Source organism: Neobacillus vireti (assembly GCF_001026695.1).
GTDB lineage: Bacteria > Bacillota > Bacilli > Bacillales > Cytobacillaceae > Neobacillus > Neobacillus vireti.
In genome coordinates this window covers 1-15,867 of sequence record NZ_LDNB01000015.1, presented here as the reverse complement: position 1 = coordinate 15,867, position 15,867 = coordinate 1, and the positions used below count along the sequence as shown (strand labels likewise).

Sequence of the window (15,867 nt, the reverse complement as noted above, 5' to 3'; positions counted from 1 at the left end):
CGACTCAAATTCGTAACGAATGATATGAGAATAGATTGTTGGAGGGAAAAAGGTATGACAGCAAAATGGGAAAAATTAGAAGGAAACCGCGGCGTTCTTACAGTTGAAGTAAGTGCTGAAAAGGTTGGCCAAGGCTTAGACGCAGCATTCCAAAAAGTAGTTAAACAAGTAAGTGTTCCAGGCTTCCGTAAGGGGAAAATGCCACGTGGAATGTTTGAGAAGCGCTTTGGTGTAGAATCACTTTATCAAGATGCATTAGATATTCTTCTTCCTGAAGCATATGGAAATGCAATTGATGAAACAGGAATCGAGCCTGTAGACCGTCCTGATATCGACATCGAGCAAATGGAAAAAGGCAAAGAGCTTATCTTTAAAGCAACTGTTCAGGTTAAGCCTGAAGTGAAATTAGGCGAATACAAAGGTATTGAAGTAGAAGCTTTCGATACCACTGTTACTGAAGAAGATGTAGCTAACGAATTAAAAACTCTTCAAGAGCGTCAAGCAGAGCTTGTTATCAAAGAAGAAGGCACTGCTGAAAATGGTGATACAGTTGTTCTTGATTTTGAAGGATTCGTTAATGGCGAAGCCTTCGAAGGTGGAAAAGCTGAGAACCACACTCTTGAATTAGGGTCAGGTTCTTTCATCCCTGGATTTGAAGAGCAGCTAGTAGGTGTAGCAGCCGGCGAATCTAAAGACGTGGAAGTTACATTCCCTGAAGAATACCATGCAGCTGAACTTGCTGGTAAGCCAGCAGTTTTCAAAGTAACTGTTCATGAAATTAAAGGTAAAGAACTTCCTGAATTAGATGACGAGTTTGCAAAAGATGTTGACGATGAAGTTGAAACATTAGATGCACTTAAAGAAAAAATCAAAACTCGTTTAGAAGACAGCAAGAAGCATGAAGCTGAGCATCACCTACGTGATACAGTCGTTGAGTCAGCTGCAGCAAACGCTGAAGTAGAAGTTCCAGAAGTAATGGTTGAAACAGAAGTAAACCGTATGCTTCAAGAATTCGAACAACGCTTACAAATGCAAGGTATGAACCTTGAGCTTTACTTCCAATTCTCAGGTCAAGACGAAAAAGCCTTACGTGACCAAATGAAGGAAGAAGCAGGAAATCGCGTGAAAATCAACTTAACTTTAGAAGCGATTGCTAAAGCGGAAAACCTTGAAGTATCAAACGAAGATGTAGACTCCGAGCTTGAGAAAATGGCTGGCATGTACAACATGACTGTTGACAGCATTAAACAAGCCCTTGGCGGTTTAGAAGGCATTAAAGCAGATCTTCAACTTAAAAAAGCAGTAGACTTTCTTGTTGAAAATAAGAAATAACTAAATCAATATGGCAAGGCGCGATTTTAATCGTGCCTTGTTTTATACATTTTTCAAATTACATATTATAATAAGTAGAGGGAAAGCTTTTTAACAAGCAGGAAAAAGTTCTCTCAAAGGCGAATAAATAATTTCCAAACGGCTTTAAGATTTATTTTGATATATAATGGTTAAGATTAATGAGTACATAGGTTTTTTAATTGAATGACACAAACAAAAGAAGAAAACATAATGGCGGAAAGCTTTTTATTTCCAGTCGATTGGCTTCATGTGTTACAATGCAAAATACATACCATTGAATATTTAGTAAAAAAGTTTTGTTTGTGTAATTCGCGGGCATTAAATATAGTTTTAACATGTTTTAAGGGGTGAAAGGTTTGTTTAAATTTAATGATGAAAAAGGACAATTAAAGTGTTCTTTCTGTGGCAAAACACAGGATCAAGTTCGAAAATTAGTTGCAGGGCCGGGAGTTTATATCTGTGATGAATGTATCGAGCTTTGCACAGAAATCGTTGAGGAAGAACTTGGGACAGAAGAAGAAGTAGAATTTAAAGATGTTCCAAAGCCGAAAGAAATCTGTGAAATTCTCAATGAATATGTCATCGGTCAGGACCAGGCGAAAAAATCGCTGTCGGTTGCGGTCTATAACCATTACAAGCGCATTAATTCTAACAGCAAAATTGATGATGTCGAGCTTTCAAAGAGTAATATTTGTATGATTGGACCAACAGGAAGCGGTAAAACATTATTAGCGCAAACATTAGCACGTATTCTGAATGTACCATTCGCAATTGCCGATGCTACTTCTCTTACTGAAGCGGGCTATGTCGGTGAAGACGTAGAGAACATTTTATTAAAATTGATTCAAGCGGCCGATTATGATGTGGAAAAAGCAGAAAAAGGGATTATTTATATTGATGAAATTGATAAAATTGCCCGAAAATCTGAAAATCCATCGATTACAAGAGATGTATCCGGTGAAGGTGTTCAGCAGGCGTTATTAAAAATTCTTGAAGGCACGGTGGCAAGTGTTCCGCCTCAAGGTGGCAGAAAGCATCCGCATCAAGAATTTATCCAAATCGATACAACAAATATTCTATTTATCTGCGGTGGAGCTTTTGACGGAATTGAACCGATTATCAAGCGCCGCTTAGGCCAAAAAGTAATTGGTTTTGGTTCAGGTCCAAAGCAGGAGGAGATTGGCCAAAAAGAGCTTCTTTCAAAGGTATTGCCTGAGGATTTACTCCGTTTTGGATTAATTCCGGAATTCATCGGTCGTCTTCCGGTTATTGCCAGCCTCGAGCAGCTTGATGAAGCGGCATTAATTGAAATTTTAACAAAGCCAAAAAATGCGCTTGTTAAACAATATCAAAAAATGCTGGAAATCGATGAAGTTGAGCTGGAATTCGAAGAAGGCGCATTGACTGAAATCGCTAAAAAAGCAATTGAACGTAAAACGGGTGCCCGTGGTCTACGTTCGATCATTGAAGGAATCATGCTTGATGTCATGTTTGATCTTCCATCACGTGATGATATTACCAAGTGTATCATTACAAAGGATACCGTTATCGAAAACAGTATTCCGAAGCTAGTTTTGGAAGACGGAACTGTTATTGAAGAAAAATCAGCTTAAACTGTACGGGACCTGGTCTTATGGCTGGGTCTTTTTGTTTGTGTGTTTTCCGTGTCAAAAATAAACAAAACCCTATGGGAATTAGACGAAAATCCATGAAAATGCATTTTGCTTTTTCCACAAAATGTCTAAATGGACAAAACCCTTTGGAAAATAGACAAAACCATTTGAAAAATAGACAAAACCATTTGAAAAATAGACAAAACCTCATTAAAATTCACGTTTATTTTTCCAATAAATGTCTAATTAGCCAAAACTCCATAAAAAATAGCCAAAACCCTTCGAAAAATAGCCAAAACCTCATAAAAAATAGCCAAAACCTCATAAAAAATAGCCATAACCGCTCAGAAAGTAGCCAAACTAAAAAATCCCCACTAAAAACCATCAGAAAGTTGGTCTTAAACCGATCCACCATCGGAATTTGTTTTTAATTTTGTGGTTTATTCCGCCAATCTGCAGGAAATACTTATTAATATATATTGAGTATGAAGTGCAGGAGGGAAATGTATGAGTTGGACGGGGATTGCCTTATTTATACAGCTATTTTTCGGAATAATCATAGGGCTGTATTTTTGGAATTTGCTAAGAAACCAGCGAACGCAAAAAGTATCCATTGATCGGGAATCCCGTAAGGAAATGGATCAGCTTCGCAAAATGAGAGCAATATCATTAACTGAACCATTAGCTGAGAAAGTTCGTCCTACAAGCTTCAAGGATATTGTAGGTCAAGAGGATGGGATAAAATCATTAAAAGCCGCTCTATGCGGACCAAATCCACAGCATGTGATTATTTACGGACCGCCGGGTATCGGGAAAACAGCAGCTGCCCGCCTCGTATTGGAGGAAGCAAAAAAGAATCAGAAATCACCTTTTAAGCCAGCTTCGGTTTTTATTGAATTAGATGCGACAACTGCACGATTCGATGAAAGAGGAATTGCCGACCCGCTTATTGGCTCTGTCCATGACCCGATTTATCAAGGGGCAGGAGCGATGGGACAAGCGGGAATACCACAGCCGAAACAGGGAGCGGTCACCAACGCTCATGGCGGAGTCCTTTTTATCGATGAAATCGGCGAATTGCACCCGATTCAAATGAACAAGCTGTTAAAAGTATTAGAGGATCGCAAGGTTTTCCTCGAAAGTGCCTATTATCACGAGGAAAATAATCAAATCCCTACACATATCCATGATATTTTTAAAAATGGGCTGCCCGCCGATTTTCGCTTAATTGGGGCAACAACAAGGACTCCGAGCGAAATTCCACCCGCCATCCGTTCGCGTTGTATGGAGGTTTTCTTTCGCGATTTAACTCAGGAAGAAATTGTAAGTGTAGCCAAGAAGGCGGCTGAAAAAGTAAACCTGAAAATTAATGATACAGGTGTGAATACCTTGTCTACATATGCGCGAAATGGCCGTGAGACGGTTAATATGATCCAAATTGCTGCCGGACTTGCCATTACCGAAGACCGCACATATATCAAGGACGAAGATATTGAGTGGGTCATCCATTCCAGCCAGATGACGCCGCGGATGGAAAGAAAAATAAATGATATCTCCCACGTGGGCCTTGTAAATGGACTTGCTGTATATGGGCCGAATTCCGGTGCCTTGCTCGAAATTGAAGTGACTGTAATCCCTGCTAAGGACAAGGGAACCATCAATATTACCGGTATCGTCGAAGAAGAAAGCATTGGCGGTCAAGGGAAATCGATTCGTCGAAAAAGCATGGCCCGCGGTTCAATTGAAAATGTTATTACCGTTTTACGTTCGATGGGTGTGCCTGCAAACGATTATGATATCCACGTTAACTTCCCGGGCGGGGTTCCGATAGACGGCCCATCGGCGGGAATTGCGATGGCGACCGGGATTTATTCCGCCATTTATAAAATCCCGATTGATAACACGGTTGCAATGACCGGTGAAATCAGTATTCATGGTAATGTGAAACCAATCGGCGGTGTCTATCCGAAAGTGAAGGCGGCAAAAAAGGCTGGCGCCAAAATTGTAATCATTCCAGAAGAAAATATGCAAACCATTTTGAATGAGATTGACGGTATCCGGATTGTTCCAGTTACCCATCTCCATCAAGTTTTTGAACTGGCACTGGTGAATGCCTATCCGAAAAAAGAAATGATTGACTTCTCGAAAAAAGATGCCATTACTGCCTCGATCGATTTCTCAAAAAAAGAAACGATTTAATTACATACTCCGGTTTGTTTTCAAACAAGCAAACCGGAGTTTTTTCGTGTAAATAGAAACGTAAAGGAAGAAATCTGATTAGTTGGGGAAAATAAAGTTATCTTGAAAAAGTGAATACGAATCACACTAAAAATAGACACTTAAAAACAAATGAGATAGAATTGTACAAAGACTATTCAACAAAAATTGATTTGTATATGGAGGTGCAGTATTTTGGCGAATAAAAACGAATTGACCGTCCCCCTCCTGCCACTTCGAGGATTGCTTGTCTATCCAACAATGGTGCTTCATTTAGATGTAGGCCGCGAAAGATCGGTGCAGGCACTCGAAAAGGCAATGGTAGGCGACCATTTAATATTCTTAACAACTCAAAAAGATGTCTCAATCGATGAGCCGTCCGAAGAAGACTTATACAAGCTGGGAACGCTAACAAAGGTTAAGCAAATGCTAAAACTGCCAAACGGCACGATTAGAGTACTAGTTGAAGGTCTAAACAGAGCGGAAATTGTCTCAATTTATGAAGAAGAAGATTATTACTCCGTCCAAATTGTCACTTATGAGGATGCGGTTACAAAAGATGTCGAAGACCAAGCCTTAATGAGAACAATGCTTGATTATTTCGAACAATACATAAAATTATCGAAAAAAATATCGGCAGAAACATATGCCTCTGTTACCGACATTGAGGAACCTGGCAGAATGGCGGATATTATTGCTTCCCACCTACCAATCAAGCTAAAGGAAAAGCAAGAAATCCTTGAGACAATTGATGTCAAACAAAGGGTAAACAGGGTAATTGACACCATCCACAATGAAAAAGAAGTTCTTAATCTTGAAAAGAAAATTGGACAGCGTGTCAAGCGATCGATGGAAAGAACGCAAAAGGAATATTATTTGCGTGAACAAATGAAGGCGATTCAGAAGGAGTTAGGCGATAAAGAAGGCAAAACAGGCGAAATCGCCGAACTCACGAAAAAAATCGAGCAAGCAGGCATGCCTGAACATGCTCTTAAAGCAGCTCTGAAAGAACTGGATCGCTACGAAAAGGTACCGACAAGTTCTGCAGAAAGTGCTGTCATTCGCAATTATATTGATTGGCTGATTTCGATCCCTTGGTCAAAAAAGACTAAAGACGATATTAATATTAATCGTGCTGAAAAGGTTTTAAATCAAGACCATTACGGCCTTGAAAAAGTAAAGGAACGGGTTCTCGAATATTTAGCTGTTCAAAAACTGACCAATTCCCTAAAAGGGCCGATTCTTTGTCTTGCCGGACCTCCGGGTGTTGGTAAAACAAGCCTTGCGCGCTCAATCGCCACATCGCTTAACCGTCACTTTGTCCGGATATCACTTGGCGGTGTCCGTGACGAGTCAGAAATTCGCGGTCATCGCAGAACGTACGTCGGAGCAATGCCAGGCCGCATCATTCAAGGAATGAAAAAAGCAGGAACGATTAACCCCGTCTTTTTGTTAGACGAAATCGATAAAATGTCGAGCGATTTCCGCGGGGATCCATCAAGCGCAATGCTTGAGGTCCTAGATCCCGAACAGAATCGGAATTTTAGCGACCATTATATAGAAGAAACTTACGATTTATCAAAAGTCATGTTCATTGCCACAGCTAATAATCTATCAACAATCCCTGCTCCGCTGTTAGATAGAATGGAAATCATTACTATCTCCGGCTATACGGAGCTGGAAAAAGTTCATATTTGCCGTGATCACTTGCTTCCGAAGCAGGTCGCAGAAAATGGACTTACAAAAGGAATTATACAAGTTCGTGATGATGCTATCCTTAAAATCGTCCGATATTACACACGTGAGGCTGGGGTTCGAAGCTTAGAACGCCAAATGGCAACCATCTGCCGGAAAACGGCGAAAATCATTGTCGCTGGTGAGAAGAAACGTGTCATTATTACTGAAAAGAATCTTGAAGAATTTTTAGGGAAACCGAGGTTCCGCTATGGAATGGCGGAGGCGGAAGACCAAGTTGGGGTGGCAACAGGTCTAGCTTATACAACCGTTGGCGGCGACACCCTGCAAATCGAGGTATCGCTATCACCGGGAAAAGGTAAGCTTGTTCTAACCGGTAAACTTGGTGACGTTATGAAAGAATCAGCTCAGGCAGCTTTTAGCTATATTCGTTCGAAGGCAAAGGAATTGGGGATTGAAAAAGATTTTCATGAAAAATATGATATCCATATTCACGTTCCCGAAGGTGCGGTTCCGAAGGACGGGCCTTCAGCCGGAATTACCATGGCTACGGCACTAGTTTCTGCTTTAACGGGCAGACCAATCCGGCGCGAGGTAGGAATGACAGGCGAGATTACGTTAAGAGGCAGAGTACTTCCGATTGGCGGGTTAAAAGAGAAAACACTCAGTGCCCATCGAGCAGGTCTGACGAAGGTTATTCTTCCGAAAGACAATGAAATGGATATCGATGACATTCCGGAAAGTGTCCGTAACGAATTGGAATTTGTCCCGGTAACCCATTTGGATGAAGTTCTAAAGCATGCCCTTTTAGAAGGTGGAAGAGAATGAAGGTAGTCAGTTCAGATATTGTAATAAGTGCGGTTAAACCGGAACAGTACCCGGAAACAGCATTGCCCGAATTTGCGCTCGCTGGGCGCTCAAATGTCGGCAAGTCTTCTTTTATCAATAAGATGCTCAATCGAAAGGGCTTAGCGCGGATTTCTTCAAAGCCCGGTAAAACACAAACATTAAACTTCTTTCTTATTAATGAAGTGCTTCACTTTGTAGATGTCCCGGGCTATGGGTATGCAAAGGTTTCAAAGACGGAGCGTGCCGCATGGGGAAAGATGATTGAGACTTATTTTACGACTCGTGAGCAGCTAAAGGCAGCTGTTTTGATTGTTGATTTGCGCCATCCGCCTACTGCAGACGATGTGATGATGTATGAATTTTTAAAGCATTACGACATCCCTTGCGTCATAATTGCAACAAAGGCGGATAAAATTCCTAAGGGAAAATGGCAAAAACATTTAAAGGTAACAAAAGAGACATTAGACCTTGATGCTAACGACCATATTATCGTCTTCTCCTCAGAAACAGGTGAAGGAAAAGATAAAGCGTGGTCGATTCTAGAGAGCTATATGTGAAAAAACGCCGGGCGCAATGCGCTCGGCGGTTATTTTTTCTTTTTTAGTAGAAAATAAATACCAATAACGATTAACAGAGCAGGCCAAAATTTCCAGATGAAGCTCATTCCATTTTGGAGCAAACCAAAGTATCCGGCAATTTTATCATAAAATAGCAGCATGACTGATAAAATGAGAAAGAGAAAAGCCTGAAACAACCCAGTGCCGGTCTTTTGAAACCGAAGAAAAAATCCAATTGAAATAATCAAGATTAACATGCCGATATGATTCTCCGGCCAGAACGACACACGGCCGGCAAGATAGAATTGAAGACCCAATCCAGCCATAATGACCCCGGGAAGAACGGCCTCGTAATCCTTAGCCAAATACCCTTGCCCTAAAAAGGCGGCACCAACAATGATGATCAGGGTAGGCCATGTTGAAATTTGTTGAAAAAAGCTCAATCCAGTTTGCTGTAATAAAAAATATCCGCCAAATCCAATCAGGATTATTCCAGGGAATATTCGCTGGTTTTTCATCACTTAACACCGCTTCCAGTAAGGTTCACTTGAATCATGTCTGTTTTTTTGATACTGTACATAGGGAAGTATATAAACATATCCTATTCAATTTCTAATATTACCACAATAGTTTCGTTTTCTGTTCACATTTAACGGGTAAAAGTCGAAATTGCTCGTGATATAATTTTACTAGTTGAAACTGTATTATTTAGTGGGGGTGTCCAAAACATATGCATATATTAGTGCTCGGTCTTAATTATAAAACTGCCCCTGTAGAAATCCGTGAGCGGTTGACCTTTAATGAAGCCGATCTTGTGGATGCCATTAAGAAGTTAAACTCCAAAAAAAGCATCCTGGAAAATATCATCTTGTCTACGTGTAATCGAACGGAAATTTATGCGGTTGTTGACCAGCTCCATACAGGCCGCTATTATATGAAAGAATTTCTGTCCGAATGGTTCGGAATGGAACAGCAAGAATTTTCGCCATTTTTATTTGTTTACGAAGACGATGGTGCGGTAGAACATTTATTCAATGTGACTTGCGGCTTGAACTCCATGGTTTTAGGGGAAACGCAAATCCTTGGACAGGTACGGACGAGCTTCATGTCAGCTCAAGCGGAAGAAACGACTGGGTCCGTGTTTAACCACTTGTTTAAACAGGCAATTACCTTGGCAAAACGCGGTCACTCAGAAACAGAGATTGGTGCAAATGCCGTTTCTGTCAGCTATGCAGCGGTGGAACTTGCGAAGAAAATCTTCGGCTCCCTTTCTGGAAAGCATGTATTGATTTTTGGAGCGGGAAAAATGGGCGAACTCGCAGCCCAAAACTTGCACGGTAACGGCGTGAAAAAAGTAACAGTCATCAATCGGACGTATGATAAAGCGAAGGCGCTTGCGAGCCGTTTTAATGGTGAAGCAAAAACAGCAGCTGAATTGGAGAAGTCACTGGTGGAGGCAGATATCCTCATCAGCTCGACTGGTGCAAAAGACTTCGTCATTTCAAAAGAAATGATGGCAAAGGTCGAAAAGAAGCGCAAGGGCAAACCGTTATTTATGGTTGACATAGCTGTACCGCGCGACTTGGACCCTAGAATAGCCGAGCTTGAAAACATCTTTTTATATGATATTGACGATCTAGAAGGAATTGTCGAGGCCAATTTACAAGAGCGTAAGAAAGCAGCTGAAAAAATCGGGCTCATGATTGAAAAAGAAATTGTGGATTTTAACCAGTGGCTGGGAACGCTCGGTGTAGTTCCGGTTATTTCCGCTCTTAGGGAAAAGGCTTTAGCGATTCAGGCGGAAACAATGGATAGCTTGGAGCGAAAACTGCCAAACTTAACGGACCGGGATATTAAAGTGTTAAATAAACATACAAAGAGTATCATCAACCAACTCTTAAAGGATCCGATTTTACAAGCAAAAGAATTGGCTGCAAGACCCGATGCTGATCAGGCGATGGGTTTATTTATGAAAATATTTAATATTGAAGAGCAGGCCCAGGAACAACATTCGAAAGCAGCCGAAACCAATAACATGCCGGTCCAAGAAGTTCAGGCTTCCTTTCGGTCATAGAGGGGGTCTCGTCTATGTTTGAAGTCTTCATGACAAGGATTCATGAATTAACAGTAGTCGTTTACGCCATCAGTGTACTGCTTTATTTCTTTGATTTCCTACATCATAACCGGAAGGCAAACCGTATTGCCTTCTGGTTACTTGCATTTGTATGGATATTGCAAACCGTTTTTCTATCTTCCTATATGATAAGAACAGGCAGGTTCCCTGTGTTAACAATCTTTGAGGGACTCTATTTTTATGCTTGGGTATTAGTCACATTGTCACTTGGGATAAATCGGTTATTGCGGGTCGACTTTATCGTTTTTTTTACGAATATACTCGGCTTTATCGTCATGGCGATTCATACCTTTGCCCCGATGCAATATCATTCCCATATCATGGCCAAACAGCTTGTGTCTGAACTGCTGTTAATCCATATCACAATGGCAATTCTGTCTTACGGTGCCTTTTCATTGTCGTTTGTCTTTTCGACGTTATACCTGCTTCAGTACGATTTATTAAAGAGAAAAAAATGGGGAACCAGACTCATTAGACTCGCAGATTTAGAGAAGCTAGAAAGATTATCCTACATATTGGCAGTCATCGGTGTTCCCATGCTGCTCCTGAGCCTTATTCTCGGTCTGCAGTGGGCGTTTCTAATGGTTCCGGGAATGCCATGGTACGATATGAAAATTATCGGCTCATTCATATTGTTGACGGCTTATAGCATTTTCCTATACCTGCGGATTGTGAAAAACCTGTCCGGCAGAAAATTAGCGATTTGGAATACGGCATCTTTTTTAATTGTTATCATTAACTTTTTCTTATTTGGTCAATTATCATCCTTTCATTTATGGTACGCATAAGAAAAGCGAAGGCGCCCGTTTAGCGGCGCTGGAGCTGGACAATACTCAAAGTCGAATGATATAGATTTTTGTAATGAAATCATAGGAGGCAATCATGCGAAAAATTATTGTAGGTTCCAGACGAAGCAAGTTGGCATTAACACAAACAAATTGGGTAATGGACCAGTTGAAGAAGCTTGATCCATCCTTCGAATTTGAAGTGAAAGAAATCGTAACAAAAGGCGATCAAATCCTTGATGTTACCCTTTCGAAGGTGGGCGGTAAAGGGTTGTTTGTAAAGGAAATCGAGCAGGCGATGCTTGATAAAGAGATTGATATGGCTGTTCATAGTATGAAAGATATGCCGGCTGTATTGCCGGAGGGTCTCACTATCGGCTGTATTCCTTTCCGTGAAGACCACCGCGATGCCCTTATTTCAAAAGGTCACGTGAAATTAAACGATTTGAAGCCAGGTGCAATCATCGGCACGAGCAGCCTGCGCCGCAGTGCTCAGTTGTTAGCACAACGCCCAGATTTAGAGATTAAATGGATCCGCGGCAATGTCGATACACGATTAGCAAAACTAGAGACTGAGGAATACGATGCGATTATTTTAGCGGCGGCAGGTCTTTCCCGCCTTGGCTGGGCTTCTGACGTAGTAACTGAATTTTTGGATGCTGACCTTTGTATTCCTGCCGTTGGCCAAGGGGCATTATCGATTGAATGCCGTGAAGACGATAAAGATCTACTAGAACTGTTTGAAAAATTCACCTGCAAAAAAACAGAAAGAGCCGTTCGTGCCGAGCGCGCCTTCCTGCAAAAAATGGAGGGCGGCTGTCAGGTGCCGATAGCTGGTTTTGCTCGTGTTGAAGAGAACGATGAAGTGGTCTTAAATGTATTGGTTGCTTCTCCTGAAGGCCAAGAAATTTTCAAAGAAGAACTTAGAGGGCAAAATCCAGAAGAGCTTGGCAATCAAGCTGCAGAACTTTTAATTAAAAGAGGAGCCAAGGACCTGATTGAAAAGGTCAAACGGGAGCTCGAGGGTCAATGATAAAATCCTTGCCATTGCTTGACAAGAAAGTTCTTGTTCCAAGAGGAAAAGATCAAGCAGGCTCCTTCTCCAAGCTTGTTGAAAGGGCTGGAGGGATTCCGATTGAAATCCCTCTGATTGCCTTTCGTCCGCTTGAAAAAAACGAGCGTCTTCTAGAAGCAATGAAGGTCCTTGATACATATGACTGGATTATTTTTACGAGCAATGTTACGGTCGAAACCTTCTTTTCTTTTTATGAAGAGGCTGGTGTCGATTTTCCAAAGATCGCTGTGATTGGGAAAAGGACGGCAGAGGTCTTGCAGGAGCGGGGGCTTCGTGCAGAATTCGTCCCCTCTGCATATGTGGCGGAAGTATTTGCTGAAGAGTTCTTGCCTTATATCCACAGTGGTTCCCGGGTCTTGCTGCCGAAAGGAAATCTCGCCCGTGAATATATTGCCAGCACCTTGTCAAGTGTTGGTGCTTTGGTTGATGAGGTCGTCATTTATGAAACATTCATGCCGGAAGAGAGCCGGGTAAAGCTCGCAGGAATGCTGACCGATAACCAGCTTGATATCCTGACGTTTACAAGCCCATCGACGGTCGATCATCTGATGAAAGTTGTGAAGGAATATCAACTGGAAGAGGAACTGCAAAAATGTGTAATCGGCTGCATCGGACCTGTAACGGAGAAGAAACTACATGGATATGGATTGACAGTTCATGCTTCTCCAGAGGAGTACACCGTGGCAGAAATGATTAAAAGCTTGATAGCTTATTTAGAGGTATCTGAGGATTGAGGTGGCGGCTGAGCCGCCAGTAAAGTGACATTTTCCGCGAGTAAAGTGGGGGTATCCACTAGTAAACGGGTGCAGCCCGCCAGTAAAGTGGTGGTATTCGCCAGTAAACGGGTGCAGCTCGCCAGTAAAGTGGTGGTATTCGCCAGTAAACGGGCGTTATCCGCCAGTAAATTGGCGCTATTCGCCAGTAATGGCGCTGTACGCTAGTAAAGTGGTGTCAACCGCCAGTAAAGCAGCATTTTCCGCCAGTAAACAGGCGCCATCCGCCAGTAAAACAGCGCACTACAAATAAGGTAATTTTTTCGGGGGGTATTTATATAATGGAATTACAATTTTCACGTCATCGCAAACTGCGTTCAAGTGCCAATATGCGCGCACTTGTCAGAGAGAATCATTTAAGAGCGGAGGATTTCATTTATCCGTTATTTATCTATGAAGGTGAAAACATCCGTAACGAGGTTTCATCAATGCCTGGTGTTTTCCAAGTATCGCTGGATCACCTTCAAGCGGAGATGGAAGATATCGTCGCACATGGGATTAAGTCGGTCCTCCTTTTTGGCATTCCGAAAACAAAGGATGCGTGCGGCGAGCAGGCATATCATGAACATGGCATCGTTCAGGAAGCGACACGTTTCATTAAAGAAAAATTTCCGGAAATCATCGTTGTTGCCGATACATGCCTGTGTGAGTATACAGACCACGGTCACTGCGGAGTGGTCGAAGGTGAAAAGATCCTTAACGACCAATCGCTGGAACTACTCGTAAAAACAGCAGTGGCCCAGGCGAAAGCAGGAGCAGATATTATTGCACCATCGAACATGATGGACGGCTTCGTGGCAGCGATTCGCGCCGGTTTAGATGAAGCTGGGTATACCGATATACCAATCATGTCGTATGCAGTTAAATATGCATCCGCATTTTACGGACCTTTCCGTGAAGCGGCAGAGGGCGCACCGCAGTTTGGCGATCGCAAGACATATCAAATGGATCCGGCAAACCGCATGGAAGCATTCAGAGAAGCAGAATCCGATGTCGCAGAAGGGGCAGATTTTTTAATCATTAAGCCTGGAATGCCTTACCTTGATATTGTTCGTGATGTGAAAAATAACTTTAATTTACCTGTCGTTGTCTACAACGTCAGCGGTGAATATTCAATGGTTAAAGCAGCTGCACTAAACGGCTGGATCGATGAGAAAAAGACCGTGCTAGAAATGCTTATCGGCATGAAGCGAGCTGGTGCAGATCTAATCATTACCTACGCGGCAAAAGATGCCATTCGCTGGTTAAAAGAAGACGAATAAACATTATTTGAAAAGAGGGAATAGAATGCGTTCGTATACAAAATCGATTGAAGCATTTAAAGAAGCCCAAAACCTAATGCCCGGCGGTGTGAACAGCCCGGTTCGTGCCTTTAAATCCGTTGACATGAGTCCGATTTTTATGGAAAGAGGCAAAGGGTCAAAAATCTATGATATCGACGGCAACGAATATATTGATTACGTCCTTTCATGGGGTCCGCTCATTTTAGGACACTCCAACGACCGTGTTGTCGAAGCGTTGAAAAAAACAGCAGAACAAGGGACAAGCTTTGGAGCTCCGACCTTATTAGAAAATAAATTAGCCAAGCTAGTAATCGAACGCGTGCCCTCGATTGAAGTAGTACGGATGGTCAATTCAGGTACAGAAGCAACGATGAGCGCACTTCGTTTAGCTCGCGGCTATACTGGCCGCAACAAGATTTTGAAATTTGAAGGCTGCTATCACGGCCACGGCGATTCATTATTGATTAAAGCTGGCTCAGGCGTGGCTACACTTGGCTTGCCTGACAGTCCTGGGGTGCCGGAAGGGGTAGCCTCAAATACGATTACCGTTCCTTACAATGACCTGGAAAGTGTAAAATTTGCCTTCGAACAATTTGGCGAAGATATCGCTTGTATAATTGTTGAACCTGTTGCCGGTAACATGGGGCTAGTCCCGCCGCTTCCAGGCTTCTTAGAAGGTCTGCGTGAGCTAACTTCAGCAAACGGGTCTTTACTGATTTTTGATGAAGTTATGACTGGCTTCCGGGTTGGCTACAATTGTGCACAAGGTTATTTCAATGTCACACCAGACATTACCTGCCTCGGCAAAGTAATCGGTGGCGGACTTCCTGTTGGCGCATACGGCGGTAAAGCGGAAATCATGCAGCAAATCGCTCCGAGCGGTCCGATTTATCAAGCGGGAACCCTCTCAGGAAACCCATTAGCGATGACGGCAGGACTTGAGACATTAAGTCAATTAACACCTGAGCACTATCAGGAATTTATTCGCAAAGGCGACATGCTTCAAAAAGGCTTTGAGGCAGCTGCTAAAAAATACGAGGTACCAATTACCTTTAACCGTGCTGGTTCGATGATTGGCTTCTTCTTTACAAATGAGGAAGTTATCAACTATGACATAGCAAAACAGTCTAATTTGAAATTCTTTGCTGCGTACTATCGGGAAATGGCTAATCAAGGAATATTCTTGCCGCCTTCACAGTTTGAAGGATTGTTCTTATCTACCGAGCACTCCGATGAAGATATTGAAAAAACAATTCAAGCAGCGGAGGTTGCTTTCTCAAGGCTTAAATAAAAATTTGTTCAAACTGCACCCACTCGCTTTGTGGGTGTATTTTTTATTGCCAGAGCCAGTCCACGGACTGGCTTTTAAATTGACCTATTTTGTGCGGACGAAAGCAGTTTGGCGGAATTCGCCTCAAGTTTGGCGAAATAACAATCAAACTTGGCGAAAATCAATCCCCAAGTTGGCGATATAAATTCAAAAGTTGGCGAGATTCTAGTTCAAATCGGCGAAATCCCCTCGAACATTCAACA

The 15,867-nt window shown here is 42.3% G+C and carries 12 protein-coding genes; 11 read left to right on the top strand and 1 reads right to left on the bottom strand.

Going from position 1 to position 15,867, the window contains the following annotated elements:
• Positions 1-54: 54 nt before the first annotated feature.
• From tig to yihA, 5 genes are all read left to right on the top strand, one after another.
• Positions 55-1,332: a trigger factor gene (gene tig / locus AA980_RS19240; protein ID WP_024029383.1), complete on the top strand. Its 1,278-nt coding sequence runs from the start codon at positions 55-57 to the stop codon at positions 1,330-1,332.
• A gap of 377 nt (positions 1,333-1,709) precedes the next feature.
• Positions 1,710-2,966: an ATP-dependent protease ATP-binding subunit ClpX gene (gene clpX, locus AA980_RS19235; RefSeq protein WP_024029384.1), complete on the top strand. Its 1,257-nt coding sequence runs from the start codon at positions 1,710-1,712 to the stop codon at positions 2,964-2,966.
• Positions 2,967-3,473: 507 nt separating this feature from the next.
• Complete coding sequence (gene lonB, locus AA980_RS19230; RefSeq protein ID WP_024029385.1) at positions 3,474-5,165, top strand: ATP-dependent protease LonB; 1,692 nt, start codon at positions 3,474-3,476, stop codon at positions 5,163-5,165.
• A gap of 213 nt (positions 5,166-5,378) precedes the next feature.
• Positions 5,379-7,706, top strand: coding sequence for an endopeptidase La (gene lon / locus AA980_RS19225; RefSeq protein WP_024029386.1), 2,328 nt, complete (start codon positions 5,379-5,381; stop codon positions 7,704-7,706).
• Positions 7,703-8,284 carry a ribosome biogenesis GTP-binding protein YihA/YsxC gene (gene yihA / locus AA980_RS19220; protein ID WP_024029387.1) on the top strand — a complete coding sequence of 194 codons (582 nt, stop codon included), beginning with the start codon at positions 7,703-7,705 and terminating at the stop codon, positions 8,282-8,284. The genes lon and yihA overlap by 4 nt, the downstream gene beginning before the upstream one ends.
• A gap of 29 nt (positions 8,285-8,313) precedes the next feature.
• Here yihA and AA980_RS19215 read toward each other — a convergent pair whose 3' ends face one another.
• Positions 8,314-8,802, bottom strand: a complete 489-nt coding sequence (locus AA980_RS19215; protein WP_034724422.1) for a LiaI-LiaF-like domain-containing protein — start codon at positions 8,800-8,802, stop codon at positions 8,314-8,316.
• A gap of 212 nt (positions 8,803-9,014) precedes the next feature.
• Between AA980_RS19215 and hemA the strand changes: the two genes are divergently transcribed.
• From hemA to hemL, 6 genes are all read left to right on the top strand, one after another.
• On the top strand, positions 9,015-10,358 hold the full coding sequence (hemA, locus tag AA980_RS19210; RefSeq protein ID WP_024029389.1) for a glutamyl-tRNA reductase: 1,344 nt from the start codon (positions 9,015-9,017) through the stop codon (positions 10,356-10,358).
• A gap of 14 nt (positions 10,359-10,372) precedes the next feature.
• On the top strand, positions 10,373-11,206 hold the full coding sequence (locus tag AA980_RS19205; RefSeq protein WP_024029390.1) for a cytochrome C assembly family protein: 834 nt from the start codon (positions 10,373-10,375) through the stop codon (positions 11,204-11,206).
• A gap of 94 nt (positions 11,207-11,300) precedes the next feature.
• Positions 11,301-12,236, top strand: coding sequence for a hydroxymethylbilane synthase (gene hemC, locus AA980_RS19200; protein ID WP_024029391.1), 936 nt, complete (start codon positions 11,301-11,303; stop codon positions 12,234-12,236).
• Positions 12,233-13,012, top strand: a complete 780-nt coding sequence (locus tag AA980_RS19195) for a uroporphyrinogen-III synthase (protein ID WP_024029392.1) — start codon at positions 12,233-12,235, stop codon at positions 13,010-13,012. Before hemC ends, AA980_RS19195 begins: the two co-directional genes overlap by 4 nt.
• A 320-nt stretch (positions 13,013-13,332) precedes the next feature.
• On the top strand, positions 13,333-14,313 hold the full coding sequence (hemB, locus tag AA980_RS19190) for a porphobilinogen synthase (protein WP_024029393.1): 981 nt from the start codon (positions 13,333-13,335) through the stop codon (positions 14,311-14,313).
• Between the two features lie 25 nt (positions 14,314-14,338).
• Positions 14,339-15,625 (top strand): glutamate-1-semialdehyde 2,1-aminomutase, encoded by a 1,287-nt coding sequence (gene hemL, locus AA980_RS19185; protein WP_024029394.1) that lies wholly within the window; start codon positions 14,339-14,341, stop codon positions 15,623-15,625.
• Positions 15,626-15,867: the final 242 nt, after the last annotated feature.